Below are 21,258 nucleotides of genomic sequence, written 5' to 3'. Positions count from 1 at the left end.
AGGGGACGTAACTTGGAGCGCCCCCTTTCAACCCAAAGCAGTGCACTTGCGACCATCCTTATGGTCTACCGGAAGCCGCAAATGGCCCCCCTACCTACCTCTGCGCTAGAGAGACAATCACATGAAAATGGCTGCCATTTTTGTACTCACCTGGATTGGCTTCACCTCAGCGGGCGCATTTGCCGGTGATCGGAACCAGGACTATCGAGAGGCAAACAGGCGCCACTGGGAACACCAGCGCGAAATGGATAGAGCAGCAGACAGGAAACACCGCGAGCGCCATCAAGCGAGGGAGCGGGAAGAACGCAAGCATTATGAAGAAATGGAGCGGGAAGAAGCCAGGCGTAGAGCGCAGTACTATCAAGCGCGGTAGAAAGACTGCCGCGAGTGATTTCATCATGCGCCTGCCTCACGCCCCCCCGAAATCAGTCGATACGCCGTTTCCCCGCGCAGCCATCACAACGCCTGCGAAACCGTGGGAATCCCTTACCTTGTGCGCCAAAGCCGACGAAACTGCCCGCGTCGGCTTGCGGGCAACGTTCGTTTGAGTGCCGCCATACAACCAAGCACAGTACTATTTGCAATCAGCTAATGAAAACGGACCTTTCCTTGAACAAGAAACAACGCGACGACATCAGCAAGCTCCTCAGCTACGTACTACGCCACGCCCCCGAATCCATGGGGCTAGTCCTGGACCGCGACGGTTGGGCCGACATTGATAATCTGATTTCGAACGCCCACCAACATGGCCATACCTTCGACTACCAGATGCTGCACGAGGTGGTCGAGACCAACGAAAAGAAGCGTTTCACGCTCTCTGAAGATGGCCAACGCATTCGAGCCGCACAAGGTCACAGCACCGGGCAGGTCCAGGTGCAACACGTCGAAAAAACACCACCTGCCCAGCTCTATCATGGAACCGCCAGCCGCTTCATGGCCTCCATCGAGGTGCAGGGCTTGATCCCAGGCAGTCGGCACCATGTCCATCTGACTGAAAGTCCCGAAACGGCAATGGCCGTTGGCAAGCGCTATGGACAACCTGTTCTACTCGCTGTTGATGTACAGGGTATGAAACAGGCAGGGGTTCGGTTCTTTCAGGCGGACAATGGCGTTTGGCTTGTGGAGTCGGTACCTGCGGCCTACTTGAAGACGGTAGAGGATAAAACTCATACATGAATGGGTCCGTGTTATACCTTTGGCCTGGAGCCCGTAGGTAAACCAGTTACCCATTGGACGTTCCGTCAAGCCCCAACCCGTGTTGTGGCTCGATGCAGTGCCACAGGCCGGTAGTCGTCGTTTCACCGACGCTGGCCGGCCTGATTGCTGGCCAGGGCTCGCATCAGCTAATCACTCCCTCTATCCTAAGCCCCCAGCCCCAAGACATCGCCCCACCCCGCCTCCCTCAATGGACTTACCGGAGACATCTGTGCAACGCCCTACCCTTCTCATCGCCTCAGTGCTGCTAACCGCCTGCGCCAGCCAACAGCCACCAGCCGATAAGCAAGCCACCCTGCTCGCTCAGCCGTTGACGCCCAATAGCCTGATGCGCGAAGGCGACGTCATCAACTTCCAGGTGTTCGCCCCCCGCGAACCGAACATACCCTTCTGGCAAACGGTTCAGTTTTCGGCGGCCTGCTCCAGACCTCAGGTCAACCAGGTTTACTCGTTCATGCTCCGCCGCTCCTACGCCAACAATAGCGGCCACTATGCCCCGCCAACAGCGTTGCCCGAGCGTTATCACGCCACGCTGATGAACAACCGGGAGTTCACCCAGGCGTGTAAAAACCTCCCCGCTCCGGATTGGCGCCAGGTGATGAAGGGGGACGCTGAACGGTGGCTGTTGCTGGATAACAGCAGCGTGCGCAAAAACGGTAAACAGGTGCAGTTCTGGATGGCGTACGACGAGCCGCAGACCCGCCTGAACCCGCTGAGTAGGTCTCCTTTCACGCAGACCCGCGAGCAGTACACGCTGGACTGCGCAGCGCGAAAGGTCACGCTGTTGGCCCGTTATTACCTCAATGCCAGTAACGAGGTCACTGACGGAAAAATCGAAATGTTTCCCGAGGCCAAGGCGATGACAGCGGCCGATCAGGATCAGTTGAAGGTTTTTGAACTCGTGTGCAACGCGCCTACGACCATTGCCACTCTGCCGACGTTCAAGTCTCGTACCAAAGCACCGATCGCGGCGGATGCTCTGCCCGACATCAACCCAGGTGTATTGAGGAGCATTGAGCAACTTCACATGCCTGCCCCGGTCAAGACGCTGACTTATATTGAGTTGGCAGGCACCGCCAGTCATGCCCAAGAAAGTTGGCCGGAGCGTACTGAGTACTTCCTGTCCACTGACCCTGTGACCCGGCAGCTCAGCATTGTTCACAAAAGCGAAAACCTCAATGGCCGCCAGATCAACTGGCGCGGCCTGATCAGGCTATCGGGCACAGAGCAGGCCACGCGTTCCGAGAACACCGAGGTGGTCAACAGCCTGAGTTTCCGTGGCGATTGGCAGCGTATGCCTGTGGGCAGTCAGCTGGGCTTTACCCGCCAGGGCAGCCTCACCAGCAATCTGATCGGCACCGTGGGCAAGGAACCGAAAACCTTCGACTGTACCGTCGACAGTGAAGGGCCAGCCAAACGACTGAACCCAGCCTTGAGCGGTAACGCCAAGGCGTTGAGCTGCCGTGAACAGCGCCCAAGCTCAACAGTCGTGCCGCTGACGCACTATTACTACTTGGTTGACTATGGGTTCTTCTATCACGCCAGTACTGACAAAAATGACTCGATATCCATCGACATGCATGTGCAGAGCGTGAAGTGAGTGCAGGTCTGCGGGGCCGGCTTTCGCCGGTTCCGCGCGCTCATTGCCCCACCGCCCCCTCATACCGCCGCTGAATCCGCTCCAACTCCCCGGAACGCCGCAACTTCTCCAACGCACTGGCCCACGCCGCCACCACTTCATCCTCACTGTCAGGGCTGAAGGCGATGTACAGCGATGAGCGATACAGTTCGATAGGGATCCGTCGCAAGGTGCCCGGCGCGATGTTCAACTGACGGCTGTAATAAGCCACGCCCGCATCGGTGTCACCGATGATGATGCCGGTGCGCCCGGCAAGCAGCATGCGGTAAAGCAACTTGCTCTCGGTGGCGCTTTTATCCAGGTTGTTGAAGCCCAGCGACTGCAACATCTGCGGCACCAGGCCGGCGTGACGGGTGGTGATCTGCGGGGCATGCAGCAGTTGTTCCAGGGAGTTCACCGGCGGCGTACTGGCCAGTTGATAGGGGTGGATGGACTCCTCCACGATCGGTCCGACCCATTTGTACAACGGCTCGCGCTCCGGTGTGCGGAACAGGGAGTACATGATGGTCTTGGGTCGCGTCTTCAGTACCTGGGTGGCTCGCATACTCGGCTGCAACAGCACCTCGAAGTCATTCCCGGTGAGCGCCATGATGGCCCGGACGATCTCGGTGGTCATGCCGGTGAGCTGATTGTTTTCCTGATAGTTGTACGGTGCCCACTCTTCGGTGATGACTTGATACTCCTCGGCCCTGGCATCAACCGTGCCGAGCAATAGGCAGATCAGCGCTGCAACCGGTGTCGAATGTCTCACATGTTCTCCCGGCGGATTGTTCGGTGTTTGTGCATGGACGGGCTTGGTTCAAGGGGGCAAGGTAAGCATAGACCCAAACACGCGCCCGCCAGTTGACGTCGCCCACATTCCGCCCCTTAGCAATCTCCAGGCCTTGGTGTACGATCAGCGCGATCCGGATATCGGACAGCGTACGCCGCGCTTCCGTTTCGCCCTTCTCCCTGTGACCCGCCCACATGAATCCGATCGACCCACTGTCGTTTCAACGCATCATCACCGCCCATGGCAACTGCGAAGGCGCGGCGTATTTCGACGCTGAGGAAAGCCTCGCCCATGAGGTGTTTGCTGACCGCATCGTTTTCCAGACCAACTACCTGGATTACCGCAGCTATGAGGTCGATCTCACCGAGGGCAGCGTACGCGTGCGCAAGACACGGCTGGATAACTACCTGCGCGGCCATAAGGCCCAGGTGATCGATGACGACATGGACGACGAGGACTGGGCCGAACTGAGCAGTCTATGGCAGCGCTTGAGCCACGACCTGGACACCCAGGGACACGGGCCGCAGCCCGATTTGGCCGATACCCTGGCCGATCTGTTTGGTTGCCTGTTCGACGAGGCGCGCGCGCAGGCGCTCATTCAGAACATCCCGGCGCCTACCGGGCAGTGGGATTGGGCTTGGACGCAGGTCGAGTCAGCACTCACCGAGACCAATCAGTTGGCCGGGTTCGAATGGAAGGAGTGGTCGTCCTGCGGGATCGATGCCGTCAATGCCCTCGCCCCGCTGCGACAGTTGGGCATTGAAATCCCTGTGCCCGAGCGTAACGCCATCGATGCCATCAACCGCGCCAACGATTGGGAGCGTGCGCTCCTGCAGTACTTCAACGCCCAGCTGGAGGCCCATGACTTGAAGTTGTTGGCCATCGGCACGCACTTCGATGAATACCAGGCCTTCGCCTGCCTGCCCATGAACGGCCTGGGCCTGATCAATGCCTTGGAGATCATGGGCAGGCTGGGCATCGTCTACAAATATTAAGTGACTGACGCCACACATGTTCGGTCCGCTTTTACGAGCCCATAAAGGGCACCCCCTCCTTTGAGCCTCGAAGTGACGACATGACAAACTGTGATCAATGCGGGTCCCTCCTCCCTTACGACACCGCTGTTTGCCCGCGATGCGCCGGAGAAATTCGGCACATGGTCGAGGCACACGGGCCAAGGTCCCAGCCGTCGAAAGGGCAGAAAATCCTGAAATGGGTGCTGATCGGCATTGTGGTCGCCGCGCTGGCAGCAGTGGCGGCGGTCATGTGGATCTTGCACTCGCTGGGGCCGATGCCTTCTTTTGGTTGATGGCGACAGACACTTCCCAACCCACGGATGGATGAACACATGAAAACCACCCTTGATCACCTCGTCATCGTGGCAACGGACCTCGATACCGGCTGCGCGTTCGTGACTGACGCGCTGGGCGTCGACCTTCAGCCGGGTGGCGTCCACTCACGCATGGGCACCCATAACAGGCTGCTGCACCTTGGCCCCGGGGTCTACCTCGAAGTGATTGCCGTGGACCCGTCCGCCCTACGTCCGCACCGGGCACGCTGGTTCGGCCTCGATCAATTGGCCCCCGATTCGCCGGCACGCCTGGCGACCTGGGTAGCACGCACCGATGATATCCATACGGCTCGTGATGCCTGCCCTGGCCTTGTCGGAGATGTCGAACCCATGACGAGAGGAGCACTGAATTGGCAAATCACCATACCGGCTGATGGAAGCCTTCCCATGGCTGGATCAGTCCCCACCCTCATTCAATGGGCGCCTGGGCCTCATCCTGCGGACATGCTCCAGGACAAGGGGTGCGCGCTATTGGCGCTGGAGATCTTCCATACGGATCCGGAAAAAGTCAGCGCGATCCTGACGGCCATGAACTTTTCTGGCCCCGTTCATCTTCATGCACGGCAAGCGTCTTCGGCTCCCTCCCTGGTTGCGCATATTCAAACGCCAAATGGCCTGAAGACACTGCCGCTTTTACACGTGTGACCGTTTGGGGCGGCTTCGCCACCCAGCGGGAGCAAGCTCCCTCGCCACGAATATTCACTTCTCAACCGAAGCGAAACGCAGCTATCCGATTTTCCCATAGTTGCTATCGATACCGGCGCCGTTCTCGTCCTCGGCCTCTCTCTCTAATCTGCCCACCAACGCGATCGACGACGATCGCCGCAGATCAAACTGACCTTATGGAGAGAGAAACGATGAACACATTCAACCGCACCCTCGCTGTCGCCACCCTGGCATTGGCCACCCTCAGCGCCGAAGCCGCGTCACCTGTCCAGTCCGCTGCCAGCGCGTCTGCTGTCGGCAGCGTGGTTCAGTCCGCCAGTTACATCACCACCAAGGATGGCGTCCAGCTGTATTACAAGGACTGGGGCCCGCGCGATGGTCAGGTCGTGACCTTCAGCCACGGCTGGCCACTGGACTCCGACAGCTGGGAAGGCCAGATGATGTTCCTCGCCTCGAAGGGTTATCGCGTGGTGGCTCATGACCGTCGCGGCCACGGTCGCTCCAGCCAGCCTTGGGAAGGCAACGACATGGATCACTATGCCGATGACCTGGCGGCGGTGATTGAAGCGCTGGACCTGAAGGACGTCACCTTGGTGGGCTTCTCGACAGGGGGCGGTGAAGTGGCTCGCTACATCGGCCGTCACGGCACCGCTCGAGTGAAGAAGGCCGTGCTGGTGTCCTCTGTCCCGCCGTTGATGCTCAAGACAGACACCAACCCCGGTGGCTTGCCTATCGAGGTGTTCGATGGCCTGCGCAAGGCATCCCTGGAGAACCGCTCGCAGCTGTACCTGGACATTGCCTCGGGCCCGTTCTACGGCTACAACCGCAAGGGCGCCAAGCCATCCCAGGGGTTGATCCAGTCGTTCTGGGTGCAAGGCATGCAGGGTGGCAGCAAGAATACCTATGACTCGATCGCGGCATTCTCGGCTACCGACTTCCGCGGCGATTTGAAGAAATTCGATGTGCCGACGCTGGTGATCCATGGCGATGACGACCAGATCGTGCCTATCGACGCTTCAGGCCGGGCCTCGGCGGCGCTGATCAAGGGCGCTCGACTGATCGTCTACCCTGGCGCGCCGCACGGCTTGACCGAGACGCACAAGGATCGTCTCAATCAGGATCTGCTGACCTTCCTCAAGGAATAAAAGCCCAGATCCCTTGTGGGAGCGAGCTTGCTCGCGATGGCGGTGGATCAGCTTGCCTCAATGCCGAATCTGCCGAAGCCTTCGCGAGCAAGCTCGCTCCCGCAGTTGTTTTAGGATGGTTCCCGAACTCAATGCCGCAACAACTTGCGCAATGGAATCTCATCCTTGCGCACCGGTGACTTGATGACGATGTAGCTGAAGTACTTGGAGATGCCGATGTTCTTGTCCAGCAGGCTTTCCATCACGTCCTGATAGTCCTGGATGCTGCGGGTCATGAAGCGCACCAGGTAGTCGTAGCCGCCGCTGATGAGGTGGCATTCGAGTACTTCATCCACCAGGCGGATGTTGGATTCGAACTTGGCGAAGTCCTCACGCTTGTGGTCGCTCAGGGTGACTTCGGTGAAGACCGTCACCGAGTCGGTAATCTTGGCCAGGTTCAGATGGGCCTTGTAGCTGGAAATGTACCCCAACGACTCCAGTCGCTTGACCCGCTGCAGGCACGGGCTGGCGGACAAGCCCACGGCATCGGCCAGGCTGACGTTGGTCATGCGGCCATCTTTTTGAAGCTCTACCAAAATGCTGATGTCGATCCGGTCCAGTTTCGCTAAACCTTCCATCGCATACCTCTTGCCTGCCGTTTGTAAGACAATCTTCTAACAAAATCAGCGTCGTAAGGACAGCTGATGCTGAGCGACCAGATCAGCCATGCTGTTGATGCAGTAGTCCGCCGCACAGGGCGCGGGCGACCTATCGGCGTTGCGGCAGATCAGGCAAACAGCCCCAACCGACCGTGGACGGGCGCCAGGACGGGTCACCTGAAGAATCGTCTCGGCGCTCAGGCCATTGGCCGCCAGCCAATCGTGATCCTGCAACGGGTCGCTCGCCAGCGAAATAAAATCATCAGGCTCGATGCCCAGGCGCTCGCACAACACGCCCCGGTCCTCGGCATCGCGATCCCCTTGCACCAACAACCGATAGAACTTGCGCAGGTAGAGCATCGCACCCGGCGCATCCTCGAACAGCGTCCAACCGGCAGCCGAGCGGGCGAAGCTCATGCCCTCCTCCCAACTGATTTTGAGCTTCCAGCGCTCGGCCAATTGACGGTGGGCGAAACACAGCAAGCCGCTGAAACCCAATTCGCCGAAACGCGGGTACAAGGCTTGCAGTACTTCGTCAAAATCGGCGAGCACCTGTGCTTTGTCCAACGGCTCGCCATGGTTTTCCAGCAACGGTTGCAACGCCGTCCAGACGCCGGAGTCCCGATCCACCAAGACCTCATCGCAGTCGATCAACAACGCCCGATATTCAGTCAGCCTCATCTGTAAAGCCTCCGATGATGTCCCATCGATCAACGCTCCATTAACCGCCACTGACGCTTGCCCCGGCAAACGTCATGAACGCGGGCATCAGCCCAGGACGCGTGCCAAGGCACCGTCGAGAATCTGCAACGCTTCGTCGATCTGCGCTTCGCTGGTCACCAGCGGCGCCAGGAAGCGCAAGACGTTGCGGTACACCCCGCACTTGATCACCAGCAAACCACCGGCCCGGGCTTCGTCGATCAGGCGTTGGTTCAGGTCGGCATCCGGGGTCCGCGCCTCATCATGCTTGATCAGTTCGATCGCCAGCATGAAGCCGCTGCCGCGCACGTCGCCGATCTGCGGATAACGCGTTTGCAGATGCAGCAGGCCCTGGCGCAAGCGCTCACCCAGGACTTCGCCACGGGCCAGCAGCTGTTCTTGCTCGTACGCCTCGATCACCGCCAGCGCCGCCGCGCACGACAGCGCATTACCGCCGTACGTACCGCCCAGGCCACCCGGCAGTGGAGCGTCCATGATCTCGGCCTTGCCGACCACACCCGACAACGGCAAGCCACCGGCGAGGCTCTTGGCGACCGTGACCAGGTCCGGCTGGATGCCGGCGTGCTGGAAACCGAACCATTTACCGGTACGACCGAAACCGGTCTGGATTTCATCGAGAATCAACACAATGCCATGCTTTTGCGTCAATGCGCGCAGGCCCTGCAAAAACTCGGCGGGGGCCGACAGGAAACCGCCATCGCCCTGCACCGGCTCGATGATGATGGCCGCGACCCGCTCAGGTGCCACTTGCGTGGCCAACAGCTCGTCCAGCGCCTGCAGCGCCATGGCGCTGGTGACGCCGCGATAGGCATTTGGATAGGGCGTGTGGAAGACCTCCGGGGCGAACGGGCCGAAGTTCTGTTTGTACGGCTGGCTCATGCCGGTCAGCGTGGTGCCGAGCAAGGTCCGGCCATGGAATCCGCCACGAAAGGCAATCACGGCCGAGCGGTTGGTGTGGGCCCGGGCGATCTTCACCGCGTTTTCCACCGCTTCGGCACCCGAGGTGAAAAATGCCGCTTTATAGGCGTGCTGGCCGCCGATCATTTCGCACAGGCGCTGGGCCAGGTCCAGGTAAGGCTTGTAGGCCACGACCTGGAAGCAGGCATGGGAGATCTTCTGCAACTGGGCCTGCACGGCCGCGACGACCTTGGGGTGATTGTGGCCAATGTTCAACACACCGATGCCGCCGACGAAGTCCAGGTAGCGCTTGCCATCCACGTCCCATAATTCCGAACCCTGGGCCCGATCGATCACCAACGGGTGCGCGGTGACCAGGCCACGTGGCACGAATTGATCACGCTGACGGAGCAAACTTGGGGTTTCTTCGACTTTACTGTTCATTGGCATTTCCCATCGTGAGCCTCGCACCCAGGAAGCGGCTGCGGTGTGTTCACAGGTTAAGCGTTCGACGCGATTGTCTAAGCCGAACTTGGTCGTTGAGAAATTCGGATCGACTGTTTACACCCCGGCAAACAGCAGAATCCTCCAGAGGCATTCCAGCCCCATGGAATCTGCCGCAAGAGGCACCTTGCAACGCAGTGCGATGCTGCTACGCCGGCCCTTTCGACAGATCCTGCTCTGGCGTTGAGGCATGCTAGGGGCTCCTTGATTTCAGGCGAGAAGTGACCCATGGCCCTGCTCTATAAAGCTGACCCGGTACGCGGCGAACACTGGCGGCGCCTATTCGCCGAACACGCGCCGGACATTGAATGGCGTGCCTGGCCAGACATCGGCGACCCGCGGGATATCCGGTACCTGGCGGCCTGGCAGGCACCGGACGACGTCGAAACGCTGTTGCCGAATCTGCAGGTGCTGTTTGCCTTGTCGGCCGGCGTGGATCAACTTGACCTGAGCCGGTTGCCTACGACGCTGCCGGTGGTGCGCTTGCTCGACCCGGGCATCAGCCAGGGCATGTGCGAATACGCCAGTTTCGCCGTGCTCAGCCTGCACCGGGACATGTTGCGCTATCGCCAGCAACAGGCCGAACGGGGCTGGCAAGCGCACCGGCTGGTGCCCGCCGGGCAACGCCGGGTGGGCCTCATGGGCCTGGGTTTGCAGGCACGGCAGATACTCGCCACCTTGAAGACCTTTGGTTTTGCCTTATCGGGCTGGGCCCGCAGCGAGCATGACATCGAGGGCGTCGCGTGCTTTGCTGGCGACAAGCAATTGCCGGCCTTTCTCGGTCAATGCGACATTGTGCTGTGTGTCCTGCCGTTGACCGAGCAGACCCGGGGGATCCTCAACCGCCAGCTGTTCCAACACCTGCCCAAGGGCGCAGCGTTGGTCAACATGGGCCGAGGTGGGCACCTGGTGGAAGCGGACCTGCTTGAAGCCCTTGCCGACGGCCAACTCAGCGCCGCGGTGCTGGACGTGCTGGAGCAGGAGCCGGCACCGATGGATCACCCCTTCTGGCACCATCCACAGATACTGTTGACGCCGCACATCGCGGCGATGACTCAGCCTGAAAGTGCCTTTGGCGTGTTGTTGGAGAACATCCGCCGGCATCAACGGGGAAAATCGATGCTGGGCCTGGTTGATCGTGAGCGTAACTATTGAGCCCTCGATGACCTCTGGTTTCGATCTGAACAGCGAAAAAACGACCCGGTATTTACTGCTGGCCAAGCGTCTGATTTGAGCAAGAAATGTGGCCGGCAGAGCCGTTGCTTACGGAAGATACCGAATCGATTTGCCGCCCTTGCCAGGCCCGATGGCAGGTGAGATACAAAGACTTTCAGCGCACACATCCATCCGATTTCGCCCCTTATTTTATGGTGATCTGCCATGTCCATTTCGCAACGCCCTACTTACTTCTATCGCGCCATGACCGCCGCCGATGTGCCTGCGGCCCATGCCTTGTCCGTGCAATTGAAATGGCCCCATCGCCTGGAAGACTGGGCGATGTTGCAACGTGTTGCCCAGGGTTTTGTCGTGGAAGACCAGGGCCGTTTGATTGGCACGGCGTTCACCTGCGCCCAGGGGGATTACGCCACGATCGGCCTGGTGATTGTCGACGATGAATATCAAGGCCGGGGAATCGGTCGCAAACTGATGGAACTGGCAATCGAAGCTTGCGGCTCGCGAACCGCCATCCTCAATGCGACGCTGGCCGGTGCCCCGCTGTATGCCAGCCAGGGGTTCGTTGATTTTGGGCATATCCAGCAGCATCAAGGGCAAGCGCTGGTGCCGGCCCCGCAAGAACTGGCCACCGGTGAACGCTGCCGCGTGCTGGACGAAGCCGATCACGCCGAGTTGATCAAACTGGCCAATGCCGGGAGCGGGCTGGAACGAACCGCCGTACTCAATGACCTGTTCGGTGTCGTTGAACATTGCGTGGGTATCGAACAGGACGGTCACCTGTGCGCTTTCGCCCTGCTGCGCCCCTTTGGCCGTGGTCGCTGCATTGGCCCAGTCATCGCCCAGACCCTGGAACAGGCTCAGCACTTGATCGCCGTGCTGCTGGCCCAAGTGCCGGGGGCATTCGTTCGCATCGACATCCCCTCAAACAGCGGTCTGGCCCCTTGGCTGGAAGAGGCCGGGCTCAAGCAGGTCGACACCGTCGCCCAAATGGCACGGGGCACGCCCCCGCAGGCTACCGGTGCGGTTCGGCAATTTGCGCCGGTGACCCAGGCCATTGGCTGAAAACCCACACTTCCCTCAATGCTCCCTGGAGAATCATCTTCATGCTCGAACCCACTGCAGTGCTGTTGGCACACGCCAATGGCAGTCTTGCCTCAACCCCGTTCACCCCGGGTTCACTGGGCGCCAAGGATCCGTTCGACCGACTCATCGCCTATGCCGGGGAGGATGGCATGACTGCCGGCGTGGTCCGGGCGAGCGGGCTGTTCAGCGTCGATGAATACCCCTTCAGTGAGACGCTCGTGGTGCATGCCGGCGCAGTAACGCTGCGCAGCCAGGGGCAGACGCTGCAGCTCAAGCCAGGTGAAAGCGCGGTGATCGGTCGGGGGACCGCGCTTGAAGTCGAGGCGCAACCCGGCTCGCTTTGGGCCTTCTGTGCCGACACCCAGCGCATCGAAGCGCACCTTCCCGGACTGACGGCACTCCCCGCCCACACCCTGCTCTCGCCTTCCGCAGCCCCGGATGACGAGATCCTGCTCAGCCCGCCACCGCAATGTCGCTCGCACAATCTGTTTGTCGAAGAAGTGAGCAACCTGCGCATCGGTATCTGGGACTCGACGCCCTACACCCGCAAGTCACGACCGCACAAACTGCATGAACTGATGCACCTGCTCGAAGGCAGCGTCACCTTACAGGCAGCCGATGGCAGCGACTTGACGGTCAACACCGGCGATACCGTATTCGTCCCGCTGAATGCCCCGTGTGCCTGGAAAAGCAGCGTTTATGTGCGCAAGGTGTACGTCGTCAAGTAATCCGGTGTACGGCTGCACTGGCGCTATCGCGAGCAAGCTCGCTCCCACAAGGGATTGGTGGCGGGTGTGAAGTGGGTGGTCGATCTGGAATAAAAAAAGCCCGCCGTGTGGGCGGGCAAAAGGTGTCGCAGGTTGGATCAAGTCTCAGAGCGCCGCGGCGATGGCCTGGCCAACAGCCTGGGTCGAGCCTTGTCCACCCAGGTCGGGGGTGATGGGGCCTTCGGCGATCACCTGTTCGATGGCCTTGAGAATCCCATCATGGGCCGCGCGGTAGCGTTCATCGCCGTTACCCAGGAAGTCGAGCATCAAGGCGCCGGACCAGATCATCGCGATCGGGTTGGCGATGTTCCGCCCATAGATATCGGGGGCCGAGCCATGCACCGGTTCGAACAGCGACGGGTAGCGGCGCTCCGGATCAAGGTTGGCCGACGGCGCGATGCCGATAGTGCCGGCGCAGGCCGGGCCCAGGTCGGAAAGGATGTCGCCGAACAGATTCGACGCCACCACCACATCAAACCGGTCGGGCTGCAAAACGAAGCGAGCGCACAGGATGTCGATGTGTTGCTTGTCCCACTGCACATCCGGGTACCGCTCGGCCATCAACGCCGTGCGCTCGTCCCAATACGGCATGCTGATGGAAATGCCGTTGGACTTGGTTGCCGCTGTCAACCGTTTGCGCGGTCGGGTCTGGGCCAGGTCGAAAGCGAACTTCAGGATCCGATCGACCCCGCGCCGGGTGAACACCGATTCCTGCAGCACGAACTCATGCTCGGTGCCCTCGAACATCTTGCCGCCGACGGAAGAGTATTCGCCCTCGGTGTTTTCACGAATCACCACGAAGTCGATGTCCCCCGCCTTGCGCCCGGCCAGGGGGCACGGCACGCCGGGGAACAGCCGCACCGGGCGGATGTTCACGTACTGGTCGAAGTCGCGACGGAACTTGAGCAGCGAGCCCCACAGGGAAATATGATCCGGCACCTTGTCCGGCCAGCCCACGGCGCCGAAGTAGATGGCGTCGAAGCCCTTGAGTTGTTCGAACCAGTCGGCGGGCATCATCTGCCCGTGTTCCAAGTAGTAATCGCAATGGGCCCAATCGAGCACTTCGATGTCCAGCGACAACTGCCACTTTTTCGCGGCTTGCTCCAGTACCCGCAGCCCTTCCGGCAGGACTTCCTTGCCGATGCCATCGCCGGCAATGGCAGCGATTCGAAATGGTTTGCTCATCAATCGTGGCTCCCTGGTGTCTGTTCAAATGACGGTCGCATCACAACCCACCGATGTGGAAGGCTTTGACTTCAAGGTATTCGTCCAGGCCGTACTTGCTGCCTTCGCGCCCCAGGCCCGACTGCTTGATGCCGCCGAAGGGCGCGACTTCCATGGAAATGATCCCGGTGTTGAGCCCGACCATGCCGAACTCCAGCGCCTCGCCGAAACGCCATGAGCGGCGCAGGTCCTGGGTGAAGTAATAAGCGCCCAGGCCATACGGCGTGGCATTGGCCAGGGCCAGGGCCTGCTCTTCTGTAGTAAAGCGCATCAGCGGAGCCACCGGGCCGAAGGTTTCTTCGTTGGCCAGCAACATCCCGGCGTGGGCCTCGCCCAGTACCGTTGGCTGGACGAACTGACTGTCGCCCTCGGGAACACCACCACAGAGCAGGCGCGCGCCCTGGCTCAACGCATCGTCGATGTGCCGGGCAACTTTGTTCACCGCAGCGAGGTTGATCAGCGGGCCGATCATCACGCCAGCCTCCAGCCCATTGCCGACCTTGAGCTTGCCCACCTCCTCCACCAGCCGCGCGGCGAAGCGTTCGTAGATACCGTCCTGCACCAGGATGCGGTTGGCGCAGACGCAGGTCTGGCCGGCGTTGCGAAACTTGCTGAGCATGATGCCGGCGACGGCTTGCTCCAGGTCCGCATCGTCAAACACGATGAACGGCGCGTTGCCGCCCAGCTCCAGGCTCAAGCGCTTGATGTGCTCGGCGCTCTGGCGCATCAACAAACGCCCGACCGCCGTCGAACCGGTAAAGGAAATCTTGCGCACCGTCGGGTTGCCGGTCAGTTCTTCGCCGATACCGGCGGGCATACCCGTCACGACATTGAACACCCCGGCCGGAATCCCGACCCGCTCGGCCAGCACCGCCAGGGCCAGGGCCGACAAGGGAGTCAGGTCCGAGGGTTTGACGATGACCGGGCACCCCGCCGCCAAGGCCGGTGCGCACTTGCGAGTGATCATCGCATTGGGGAAATTCCATGGGGTGATCGCGGCACAGACACCCACCGGCTGCTTGAGCGTGAGCAGGCGTCGGTCGCCGCTGGGCGCCGGGATGGTCTCGCCATAGACCCGCCGGGCCTCTTCGGCAAACCATTTGGCGAAACCGGCCCCGTAGCGGATTTCGCCTTTGGCTTCGCTCAACGGCTTGCCCTGTTCGCACGTCATGATCAGCGCGAGGTCGTCGAGGTTGTCCATCATGGCCTGATACCAGCGCTCCAACAGCGCTGCCCGCTCCGCCGCCGGACGCGCGCGCCACGCTGGCCAGGCGCGCTCGGCAGCCTCGATGGCACGCCGGGTTTCCACGCCTTGCATCGCGGGTACACGAGCCAGCGACTGGCCGGTGGCCGGGTCGATGACGTCAAGGGTGGCGGCGTTGTCGGCACCGATCCACTGACCGTCGACGTAAGCGAGTTCTGCCAATAGGCTGGGGTCTTTCAATCGATTCTTGAGCATGGTCGCGTCCTGTTCCGAGGTAGCTCCAGTCTAGGGAGATGCCGCGGGGCAGGATGCTGAAAGCGGGGATTGGGCAGTGTTGGATGCTGAAATTTCGAGGTGGGACGGCAGGCTCTACCGAGATGTCAGCATCACCACTGAAGCCCGCTCCCACATTTAGTCATGTACATGGCTTAGATTTTCAACGACCCCAACAACCCTTCCAGAAACCGCTCCCCCGCGTCCATCTGGCTGATTTCGATGAACTCGTCAGGCTTGTGCGCCTGTTCGATGGAACCTGGGCCGCAGACCACCACGGGGACATCCAGACGCTGCTTGAACAGGCCGCCCTCGGTGCCGAAGGAGACCTTGGCGGTGCCGGTGTCCGGGGTGGCGAAGTTTTTCAGGAAGCGCACGGCTTCGACGCTCGGATGGGTGTCGAGGCCCGGATAGACATTCAGGGTTTCGATCTCGATGTCCGCGACGCTGGAGAGTTTTTTCGCCTCGCGCACGATCACCTCGGCGCGCTCACGCAGTTGCTCCAGGAACAGGTCCAGATCATCGTCCGGCAAATTGCGCACTTCGAAATCCAGGGTGCACAGGTTTGGCACGATGTTCAGTGCCTTGCCGCCGACAATCTGCCCGACATGCACGGTGCTGTAGGGCACGTCGTAATCCGCGTCCTGGGCGCCTTGCTCCTGCAATTGCTGCTGGCTCTGGCGCAACGCCGCGATGAAATCGCAGGCCACGTGAATCGCATTGACCGAGCGCGGCGCCAGCGATGAGTGCGCTTCCAGGCCGCGACAGTAGGTGCGATAGGAACCCTTGCCCTTGTGGCCTAGCACGAATTGCATGTTGGTTGGCTCGCCAATCACGCACAGAAACGGTCGCACCGGCGCCAGGTGCAGCACGTCGAGCAAGCGCCGAACCCCCACGCAACCGATCTCTTCGTCGTGGGAAAGCGCCAGTTGCAATGGCCGGTTCAACGAATGGTCGGCGGCATCGAGCATGGCGTCGATGGCCAGCGCAATGAAACCTTTCATGTCACAACTGCCGCGCCCGTAGACCCGCCCATCGCGCACGGTCGCCTGGAACGCCGGAACGGTCCAGGCCTGCCCCGCCGCCGGCACCACATCGGTGTGGCCGGACAGCAGGACCCCGGGCAAGTCACGCGGGCCGGTGCTGGCGAACAGGTTGGCCTTCTTGCCGCTCTCATCCTTGACGATCAGCGACTCGATGCCCTTGCTCAGCAACAGCTCGCGCACGTACTCGATCAGGGCCAGGTTCGATTCTGAAGAGACCGTTTCAAACGCCAGCAGGCGTTCGAAAATGGCTAACACGCGGGGTTTCATGAGGCCTTGCTCCGTTGCTCGGCGAAAAGGGCGAACCGGCGGATGGAGAACGGCTCGATGAAGGTTCGAGTGCTGCCGGTGCTGATCAGTTCAGCCATGACATCGCCAACGCCCGGACCGAGCTGGAAGCCATGGCCGCTGAAGCCGAACGCATAGTACAAGCCATCGACGTTGCCGCTGGGCCCCATCACCGGCAGGGAATCGGGCAGGTAGCCTTCGATGCCGCTCCACACGCGGATGATGTTGAGATGGCCGACACCCGGCAGCAGCCGACGCATCTGGTCCAGTTGGTTGAGGATGCTGCGCGGCTCGACGTAGGCCCGGCGGTTGAGCATGTCCGGCTTGCTGCGATAGCCGCCGCCGATGATGATATTGCCCCGGGGAATCTGGCGGAAATAGATCACTTCTTCAGGAATCTTGGTGTACACCCCGATCACCGTCGGCAAGGCGTAAGGCACCGGTTCGGTGACGGCCATCTGCGGGCCGTTGGTCTCCAGCGGCACCGGCTCGCCGAATTGCGCCGAGAGTTTCTGGCCCCAAGCACCTGCGGTAATCAACAGTTGCGCGGCGCTGAACTGGCGACCATCGGTGGTGCTGATGCCGAACCCTTCACCGACCTTCTGCACCTCGGCCACTTCGCAGCGCTCCTCGATGCGTGCCCCGAGCCGCCGCGCCGCCCGGGCGAACGCCGGGGCGGCCAGGCGCGGGTTGGCGTGACCGTCGTGGGGCGCATAGGAGCCGCCCTTGACGTCCTTGCCAAGAAACGGAAAACGCGCGTGCAGCTCGCTGCCGCGATAGATCTGCAAGTCCAGTTGCGCCGCTTCGGGGGCGGCCGCATAAGCCTCGAGCTCAGGGATCTCATCCTCGCGATAACACACGCGCATGTGCCCGCTGGCGATGAACTCCAGGTCGTCGTCGATCAGCTCCGGCAGGCGTTTCCACAGCGCCCAGGAGCGGTTCGCCAGTTCCAGTTGCCCAAGGAAACGTCCCTGGCGCCGGACGTTGCCGAAGTTGACGCCGCTGGCGTACTGGCCGATCTGGTCACGCTCCAGCAGGATCACCGACTGCCCCCGCTGGCGCAGGAAAAACGCTGCCGCCGAGCCCATCAGGCCGCCGCCGACAATCACCACATCGGCTTTATTCAGCGTCATGGCGTCACCTCCCGAGTGAGCATCGAAAGGGGTTTCACGGGCGCCTGGCCGCGCTGGCGACCCACCTCCTGCACCTGGACACCCGCTGCTGCTGCAATGACTTCGGCCCCGGCCTGGGAGCAATAACGTCCCTGGCAGCGGCCCATGCCAACCCGGCTGAACGCCTTGGCCCGATTGACTTCACAGGCGCCCTTTTCGCTGACCGTGCGGCGCAGTTCGCCGGCGCTGATCATCTCGCAGCGGCAGACGATGGCTTCGTCCGGCAAGGCCTTGGCTTGTGCCGCCGGCCAGGGAAACGCCTGGGCCAAGCCTAGGCGAAACGCGTCCATCACCTTGAGCGCCTGGCGCTGTTCGGCGACGAGTGCGGCGTCCACCGGCTGCTGCAGATCGCTCGACAACGCCAGGGCGACCAGGCGTCCGGCGTGCTCGGCGGCATCGGCGCCACGGATCTTCGAACCATCACCGGCGGCGTAGACACCGCTGACCGAGGTCCGCCCCTCTTCGTCCGTGTCCAGCAGCCATTGACTGGAGGCCTCGTCAAAGCGCAGGCGGCAGCCCGCCAGGTCAGCCAGTTGGGTTTCCGGGCGCAAGTGATAACCCAGCGCCACCGCGTCGCACGCCACCGTCAAGGTTTCCCCTCCCGCGGTACGGACCCGCACGCCGCTGACGCCGCTGCTCGCCTCTCCCAGGATTTGCAGCGGCGAAATGCCCAGGTGCACAGCAATCTTCGCCCGATACAACTGCGCCAACAGTTTCATGCCGGTGAACAGCAAGCCCGGGCGCGCCATGAGCTTGGGCAAGGCTTTGATGCGCTGGCCCAGCGGCGATGTGTCCAGCACCGCTGCGACATTGGCGCCGGCCTTGAGGTATTGGCTGGCGACCAGATACAGCAATGGCCCGCTGCCCATGAACACCACCCGATGACCGATGGAAACCGCTTGGGCCTTCAAGGCGATCTGCGCGCCGCCGAGGCTGTAGGTGCCGCCCAACTGCCAGCCCTCGATGGGCATCAAGCGGTCGGTGGCGCCGGTGCAGAGGATCAGCGCGTCGTAATCCACCGTCGTGTGCTGGCCCTGGCTGACGCAGCACAATTGCCCGGGTATCAGGTTCCACACCAGGGTGTCCGGACGGTAGTCGATCTGCGGGCGCAGGCGGTCGAAGCTTTCGTGCAGGTCACGGGCCTTGTCCGCCTCGGTGCCGTACAGCGTGGCGTAGTTGCGGGTGAACCCTTCGGGCTGGCGCCGATAGATCTGCCCGCCATCGCGACGGTTTTCGTCGAGCAGGATCGGCTTGAAGCCCGCTGCGACCAGGGTCTGGGCACAACGGATGCCGGCCGGCCCGGCGCCGACGATGACGACTCGATGCGTGTTCAGCCGCGCAGTGGCCATATCGCCTCCGGTTGTTGAGTCATGATGTCCAGCCCTTCGCGTACTTCATTGGAGCAGGCCCGCAGGCGTTCGCCGCTGCGGGTCCAGACCCAGCAATCCTGGCAGGCGCCCATCAGGCAGAAACCGGCACGGCTGCCCGGATCGAATTCCGACTGGCGCAACGCCGGGCCGTGGGTCAGCAAGGCGACCATCAAGGTGTCGCCCTGCAACGCCTCGACCGGGACGCCATCCACTTTCAATTTGACGACAGGCCGGCCCTGTTCGGCCAACCTCACGAAACGCGCGTTCATGCGTAGGCTCCCACGATCATGCTGTTTGAATCCTGTTGGCGCTTGAGCAGCTCGGCGCTGTCGTGATGACAGAGCACCTCGCTGCCACCATCGATGATCCGCCGGGGCGGTGCGGTGTGATTGCACAGGCCGTCGACCCGCACCGGGCAGCGATTGAGGAAGGTGCACAGGTCCGGCACCTCGGCGCGCGCGCCCAACACCGGCAGCGTGCCGCAGGTGGTGGCGCCACAACTTTCCAGCCAACCCTGACGCATCTCCGGTACCGAGTGGATCAGCAGGTCGGTGTAGGGATGGAACGGCGCCTGGGCGAACGATTGTCGGGTGCCCGCCTGGACCTTGTGGCCGCTGTACATCACCACGATGTCGTCGCACAGCGCCCGCACCGTGGAGATGTCGTGGCTGATGAACAGGTAGGAAACCCCCAGTTGCTGGCGCAAGTCGCGCAGCAGTTCAAGGATCGCCGCGCCGACCACGGTGTCGAGGGCCGAGGTCACTTCATCGCACAGGATCAGATCCGGCTTGGCCGCCAGCGCCCGGGCCAGGTTGACCCGCTGTTTCTGTCCACCGGAGAGTTCGCTCGGGCGGCGCTCGGCCATGTCCCGTGGCAGACGCACCAGGTCGAGCAATTCGCCGATACGCTCACGCAGCGCCGCGCCCTTGAGGCCGAAATACATCTTCAACGGCCGACTTAGGATAGTGCTGATGCTGTGCATCGGGTTGAGCGCGGTGTCGGCATTCTGGAACACCATTTGAATACGCCGGAACTGTTCGTCCGTGCGTTCGGACAAGCTGCCACCCAGTGGCTGACCGTCAAACGTCAGCCCGCCCAGGGCCGGGGTCAACAGCCCGGCCACCACCCGCGCCAGGGTCGATTTGCCCGAGCCTGACTCACCGATCACACCGATGGCCTGGCCCCTGCGCACCGTCAGGTCGATGTCTTCGAGCACCCGGATCGCCGGCATGCCCTGCTGGTTCTTGTTGCCGTAGCCTGCGACCAGGCCTTGGATGGTCAGCAACGGCGTGTCTTCGGCCACGCCGCAGGGTGGGCGAATCGTCGTGTCTGGCCGTGCCGCCGCCAGCAGGCTGCGGGTGTAGGCGTGAGCCGGGCCCTTGAGCAGCGGCGCCGTGGCGCTCTGTTCAAAGATCTGCCCGCCGTTGAGCACCACGATCTGATCGGCCATCTGCGCCACGACGGCCAGGTCGTGGGACACATAGACCGCCGTCGCGCCACGTTCGCGCACGACCCGCTTGAAGGCGCGCAGCACGTCGATCTGGGTCGTCACATCGAGGGCCGTGGTCGGCTCATCGAGCACCACCAGCAGCGGGTCGCTGATCAGCGCCATGGCCGCCATCACCCGCTGCAGTTGCCCGCCGGACACTTGATGGGGATAACGCTGGCCAATGCGCTCGGGATCCGGCAGCGCCAGGTCGCGGAACAGTTCGATGGCCTTGGCTTCGAGCACGGCACGGCTGCCCAGGCCATGGATCACCGCCCCTTCCACCACTTGGTCGATGAGTTTCTTGGCCGGGTTGAACGCCGCCGCGGCGCTTTGGGCGATGTACGACACCCGATTGCCGCGCAGGCCTTGCAGCTCGCGTTCACTCAAGGCGAGCATGTCGTGCTCGCCAATCTGCACCACGCCGCCGGCCAGGCGACAACCGCGCCGGGCATAACCGAGCAACGCCAGGGCGATGGTGGTCTTGCCTGAACCGGACTCGCCGATCAGCGCCAGCACTTCACCTTTCTCCAGGGAAAAACTCACGCCCTTGACGATCTCCACCTCGCTGCGCTCGCCACAGGCGACTACGCGCAGGTTCTCGACTCGGATCAATTGGCTCATA

At 61.9% G+C, this 21,258-nt stretch carries 21 protein-coding genes; 10 read left to right on the top strand and 11 right to left on the bottom strand.

Annotated features, from left to right (window positions below):
* The first annotated feature begins 121 nt into the window (after positions 1–121).
* The 3 genes from BLT00_RS16340 to BLT00_RS16330 all read left to right on the top strand — a co-directional run bounded on the left by BLT00_RS16340 (position 122) and on the right by BLT00_RS16330 (position 2,815).
* The gene (locus BLT00_RS16340; RefSeq protein WP_072339944.1) at positions 122–373 is read left to right on the top strand and encodes a hypothetical protein; all 252 of its coding nucleotides are present in this window, start codon (positions 122–124) and stop codon (positions 371–373) included.
* Positions 374–609: 236 nt separating this feature from the next.
* On the top strand, positions 610–1,176 hold the full coding sequence (locus BLT00_RS16335; RefSeq protein ID WP_086936753.1) for an RNA 2'-phosphotransferase: 567 nt from the start codon (positions 610–612) through the stop codon (positions 1,174–1,176).
* Between the two features lie 229 nt (positions 1,177–1,405).
* On the top strand, positions 1,406–2,815 hold the full coding sequence (locus BLT00_RS16330; RefSeq protein ID WP_256572670.1) for a surface-adhesin E family protein: 1,410 nt from the start codon (positions 1,406–1,408) through the stop codon (positions 2,813–2,815).
* 40 nt (positions 2,816–2,855) lie between these two features.
* Here BLT00_RS16330 and BLT00_RS16325 read toward each other — a convergent pair whose 3' ends face one another.
* Positions 2,856–3,605 carry a substrate-binding periplasmic protein gene (locus BLT00_RS16325; protein WP_063320565.1) on the bottom strand — a complete coding sequence of 250 codons (750 nt, stop codon included), beginning with the start codon at positions 3,603–3,605 and terminating at the stop codon, positions 2,856–2,858.
* A 215-nt stretch (positions 3,606–3,820) separates the two neighbouring features.
* Here BLT00_RS16325 and BLT00_RS16320 point away from each other — a divergent pair, with 215 nt between their 5' ends.
* The 4 genes from BLT00_RS16320 to BLT00_RS16310 all read left to right on the top strand — a co-directional run bounded on the left by BLT00_RS16320 (position 3,821) and on the right by BLT00_RS16310 (position 6,788).
* On the top strand, positions 3,821–4,621 hold the full coding sequence (locus tag BLT00_RS16320) for a DUF6630 family protein (RefSeq protein WP_092144586.1): 801 nt from the start codon (positions 3,821–3,823) through the stop codon (positions 4,619–4,621).
* Between the two features lie 161 nt (positions 4,622–4,782).
* A complete protein-coding gene (locus tag BLT00_RS31890) occupies positions 4,783–4,935 on the top strand; it encodes a hypothetical protein (protein WP_158265810.1) in 153 nt (50 codons plus the stop codon).
* Between the two features lie 39 nt (positions 4,936–4,974).
* Entirely contained in the window at positions 4,975–5,622 is a 648-nt protein-coding gene (locus tag BLT00_RS16315; protein WP_092144584.1) for a VOC family protein, read from the top strand.
* A gap of 212 nt (positions 5,623–5,834) precedes the next feature.
* Complete coding sequence (locus BLT00_RS16310; RefSeq protein ID WP_092144582.1) at positions 5,835–6,788, top strand: alpha/beta fold hydrolase; 954 nt, start codon at positions 5,835–5,837, stop codon at positions 6,786–6,788.
* Between the two features lie 128 nt (positions 6,789–6,916).
* Here the strand turns inward: BLT00_RS16310 and BLT00_RS16305 are convergent, their stop codons facing one another.
* The 3 genes from BLT00_RS16305 to gabT form a co-directional block, all read right to left on the bottom strand.
* The gene (locus BLT00_RS16305) at positions 6,917–7,405 is read right to left on the bottom strand and encodes an Lrp/AsnC family transcriptional regulator (RefSeq protein WP_003203167.1); all 489 of its coding nucleotides are present in this window, start codon (positions 7,403–7,405) and stop codon (positions 6,917–6,919) included.
* Between the two features lie 45 nt (positions 7,406–7,450).
* Positions 7,451–8,107 (bottom strand): HAD family hydrolase, encoded by a 657-nt coding sequence (locus BLT00_RS16300; protein WP_092144580.1) that lies wholly within the window; start codon positions 8,105–8,107, stop codon positions 7,451–7,453.
* A gap of 87 nt (positions 8,108–8,194) precedes the next feature.
* Positions 8,195–9,487, bottom strand: coding sequence for a 4-aminobutyrate--2-oxoglutarate transaminase (gabT, locus tag BLT00_RS16295; RefSeq protein WP_063320560.1), 1,293 nt, complete (start codon positions 9,485–9,487; stop codon positions 8,195–8,197).
* A gap of 288 nt (positions 9,488–9,775) precedes the next feature.
* Here gabT and BLT00_RS16290 point away from each other — a divergent pair, with 288 nt between their 5' ends.
* From BLT00_RS16290 to BLT00_RS16280, 3 genes are all read left to right on the top strand, one after another.
* Positions 9,776–10,702, top strand: coding sequence for a 2-hydroxyacid dehydrogenase (locus BLT00_RS16290; RefSeq protein ID WP_092144578.1), 927 nt, complete (start codon positions 9,776–9,778; stop codon positions 10,700–10,702).
* Positions 10,703–10,927: 225 nt separating this feature from the next.
* A complete protein-coding gene (locus BLT00_RS16285) occupies positions 10,928–11,785 on the top strand; it encodes a GNAT family N-acetyltransferase (RefSeq protein WP_092144576.1) in 858 nt (285 codons plus the stop codon).
* A gap of 41 nt (positions 11,786–11,826) precedes the next feature.
* Complete coding sequence (locus tag BLT00_RS16280; protein WP_092144574.1) at positions 11,827–12,534, top strand: cupin domain-containing protein; 708 nt, start codon at positions 11,827–11,829, stop codon at positions 12,532–12,534.
* A 144-nt stretch (positions 12,535–12,678) separates the two neighbouring features.
* Here BLT00_RS16280 and BLT00_RS16275 read toward each other — a convergent pair whose 3' ends face one another.
* The 7 genes from BLT00_RS16275 to BLT00_RS16245 all read right to left on the bottom strand — a co-directional run bounded on the left by BLT00_RS16275 (position 12,679) and on the right by BLT00_RS16245 (position 21,257).
* A complete protein-coding gene (locus BLT00_RS16275) occupies positions 12,679–13,758 on the bottom strand; it encodes a tartrate dehydrogenase (RefSeq protein ID WP_092144572.1) in 1,080 nt (359 codons plus the stop codon).
* A gap of 40 nt (positions 13,759–13,798) precedes the next feature.
* Positions 13,799–15,256 (bottom strand): NAD-dependent succinate-semialdehyde dehydrogenase, encoded by a 1,458-nt coding sequence (locus BLT00_RS16270; protein ID WP_072339501.1) that lies wholly within the window; start codon positions 15,254–15,256, stop codon positions 13,799–13,801.
* Positions 15,257–15,429: 173 nt separating this feature from the next.
* On the bottom strand, positions 15,430–16,587 hold the full coding sequence (gene argE / locus BLT00_RS16265; RefSeq protein WP_092144570.1) for an acetylornithine deacetylase: 1,158 nt from the start codon (positions 16,585–16,587) through the stop codon (positions 15,430–15,432).
* Positions 16,584–17,738 (bottom strand): NAD(P)/FAD-dependent oxidoreductase, encoded by a 1,155-nt coding sequence (locus BLT00_RS16260; protein ID WP_063320553.1) that lies wholly within the window; start codon positions 17,736–17,738, stop codon positions 16,584–16,586. Before BLT00_RS16260 ends, argE begins: the two co-directional genes overlap by 4 nt.
* Positions 17,735–19,126 carry an FAD/NAD(P)-dependent oxidoreductase gene (locus BLT00_RS16255; RefSeq protein WP_092144568.1) on the bottom strand — a complete coding sequence of 464 codons (1,392 nt, stop codon included), beginning with the start codon at positions 19,124–19,126 and terminating at the stop codon, positions 17,735–17,737. The genes BLT00_RS16260 and BLT00_RS16255 overlap by 4 nt, the downstream gene beginning before the upstream one ends.
* On the bottom strand, positions 19,108–19,416 hold the full coding sequence (locus BLT00_RS16250) for a (2Fe-2S)-binding protein (protein ID WP_072339509.1): 309 nt from the start codon (positions 19,414–19,416) through the stop codon (positions 19,108–19,110). Before BLT00_RS16250 ends, BLT00_RS16255 begins: the two co-directional genes overlap by 19 nt.
* Positions 19,413–21,257: an ABC transporter ATP-binding protein gene (locus BLT00_RS16245; RefSeq protein WP_092144566.1), complete on the bottom strand. Its 1,845-nt coding sequence runs from the start codon at positions 21,255–21,257 to the stop codon at positions 19,413–19,415. Before BLT00_RS16245 ends, BLT00_RS16250 begins: the two co-directional genes overlap by 4 nt.
* Position 21,258 lies beyond the last annotated feature (1 nt).

The organism is Pseudomonas sp. NFACC51, assembly GCF_900103575.1.
In the GTDB taxonomy this organism is placed as follows: domain Bacteria; phylum Pseudomonadota; class Gammaproteobacteria; order Pseudomonadales; family Pseudomonadaceae; genus Aquipseudomonas; species Aquipseudomonas fluorescens_Q.
The sequence above is the reverse complement of the archived record's forward strand: the minus strand, read 5'-3'. Positions and strand labels throughout refer to the sequence as shown.

Excerpts from the sequence above, each read along its gene's own strand:
- BLT00_RS16310 (WP_092144582.1), top strand. The coding sequence starts at position 5,835 with ATGAACACATTCAACCGCACCCTCGCTGTCGCCACCCTGGCATTGGCC.
- BLT00_RS16320 (WP_092144586.1), top strand. The coding sequence starts at position 3,821 with ATGAATCCGATCGACCCACTGTCGTTTCAACGCATCATCACCGCCCAT.
- BLT00_RS16305 (WP_003203167.1), bottom strand. The coding sequence starts at position 7,405 with ATGGAAGGTTTAGCGAAACTGGACCGGATCGACATCAGCATTTTGGTA.
- BLT00_RS16290 (WP_092144578.1), top strand. The coding sequence starts at position 9,776 with ATGGCCCTGCTCTATAAAGCTGACCCGGTACGCGGCGAACACTGGCGG.
- BLT00_RS16340 (WP_072339944.1), top strand. The coding sequence starts at position 122 with ATGAAAATGGCTGCCATTTTTGTACTCACCTGGATTGGCTTCACCTCA.
- BLT00_RS16260 (WP_063320553.1), bottom strand. The coding sequence starts at position 17,738 with ATGACGCTGAATAAAGCCGATGTGGTGATTGTCGGCGGCGGCCTGATG.
- BLT00_RS16315 (WP_092144584.1), top strand. The coding sequence starts at position 4,975 with ATGAAAACCACCCTTGATCACCTCGTCATCGTGGCAACGGACCTCGAT.
- BLT00_RS16250 (WP_072339509.1), bottom strand. The coding sequence starts at position 19,416 with ATGAACGCGCGTTTCGTGAGGTTGGCCGAACAGGGCCGGCCTGTCGTC.
- BLT00_RS16280 (WP_092144574.1), top strand. The coding sequence starts at position 11,827 with ATGCTCGAACCCACTGCAGTGCTGTTGGCACACGCCAATGGCAGTCTT.
- BLT00_RS16300 (WP_092144580.1), bottom strand. The coding sequence starts at position 8,107 with ATGAGGCTGACTGAATATCGGGCGTTGTTGATCGACTGCGATGAGGTC.
- BLT00_RS16275 (WP_092144572.1), bottom strand. The coding sequence starts at position 13,758 with ATGAGCAAACCATTTCGAATCGCTGCCATTGCCGGCGATGGCATCGGC.
- BLT00_RS16330 (WP_256572670.1), top strand. The coding sequence starts at position 1,406 with ATGGACTTACCGGAGACATCTGTGCAACGCCCTACCCTTCTCATCGCC.
- BLT00_RS16255 (WP_092144568.1), bottom strand. The coding sequence starts at position 19,126 with ATGGCCACTGCGCGGCTGAACACGCATCGAGTCGTCATCGTCGGCGCC.
- BLT00_RS31890 (WP_158265810.1), top strand. The coding sequence starts at position 4,783 with ATGGTCGAGGCACACGGGCCAAGGTCCCAGCCGTCGAAAGGGCAGAAA.
- BLT00_RS16245 (WP_092144566.1), bottom strand. The coding sequence starts at position 21,257 with ATGAGCCAATTGATCCGAGTCGAGAACCTGCGCGTAGTCGCCTGTGGC.
- BLT00_RS16285 (WP_092144576.1), top strand. The coding sequence starts at position 10,928 with ATGTCCATTTCGCAACGCCCTACTTACTTCTATCGCGCCATGACCGCC.
- BLT00_RS16270 (WP_072339501.1), bottom strand. The coding sequence starts at position 15,256 with ATGCTCAAGAATCGATTGAAAGACCCCAGCCTATTGGCAGAACTCGCT.
- gabT (WP_063320560.1), bottom strand. The coding sequence starts at position 9,487 with ATGAACAGTAAAGTCGAAGAAACCCCAAGTTTGCTCCGTCAGCGTGAT.
- argE (WP_092144570.1), bottom strand. The coding sequence starts at position 16,587 with ATGAAACCCCGCGTGTTAGCCATTTTCGAACGCCTGCTGGCGTTTGAA.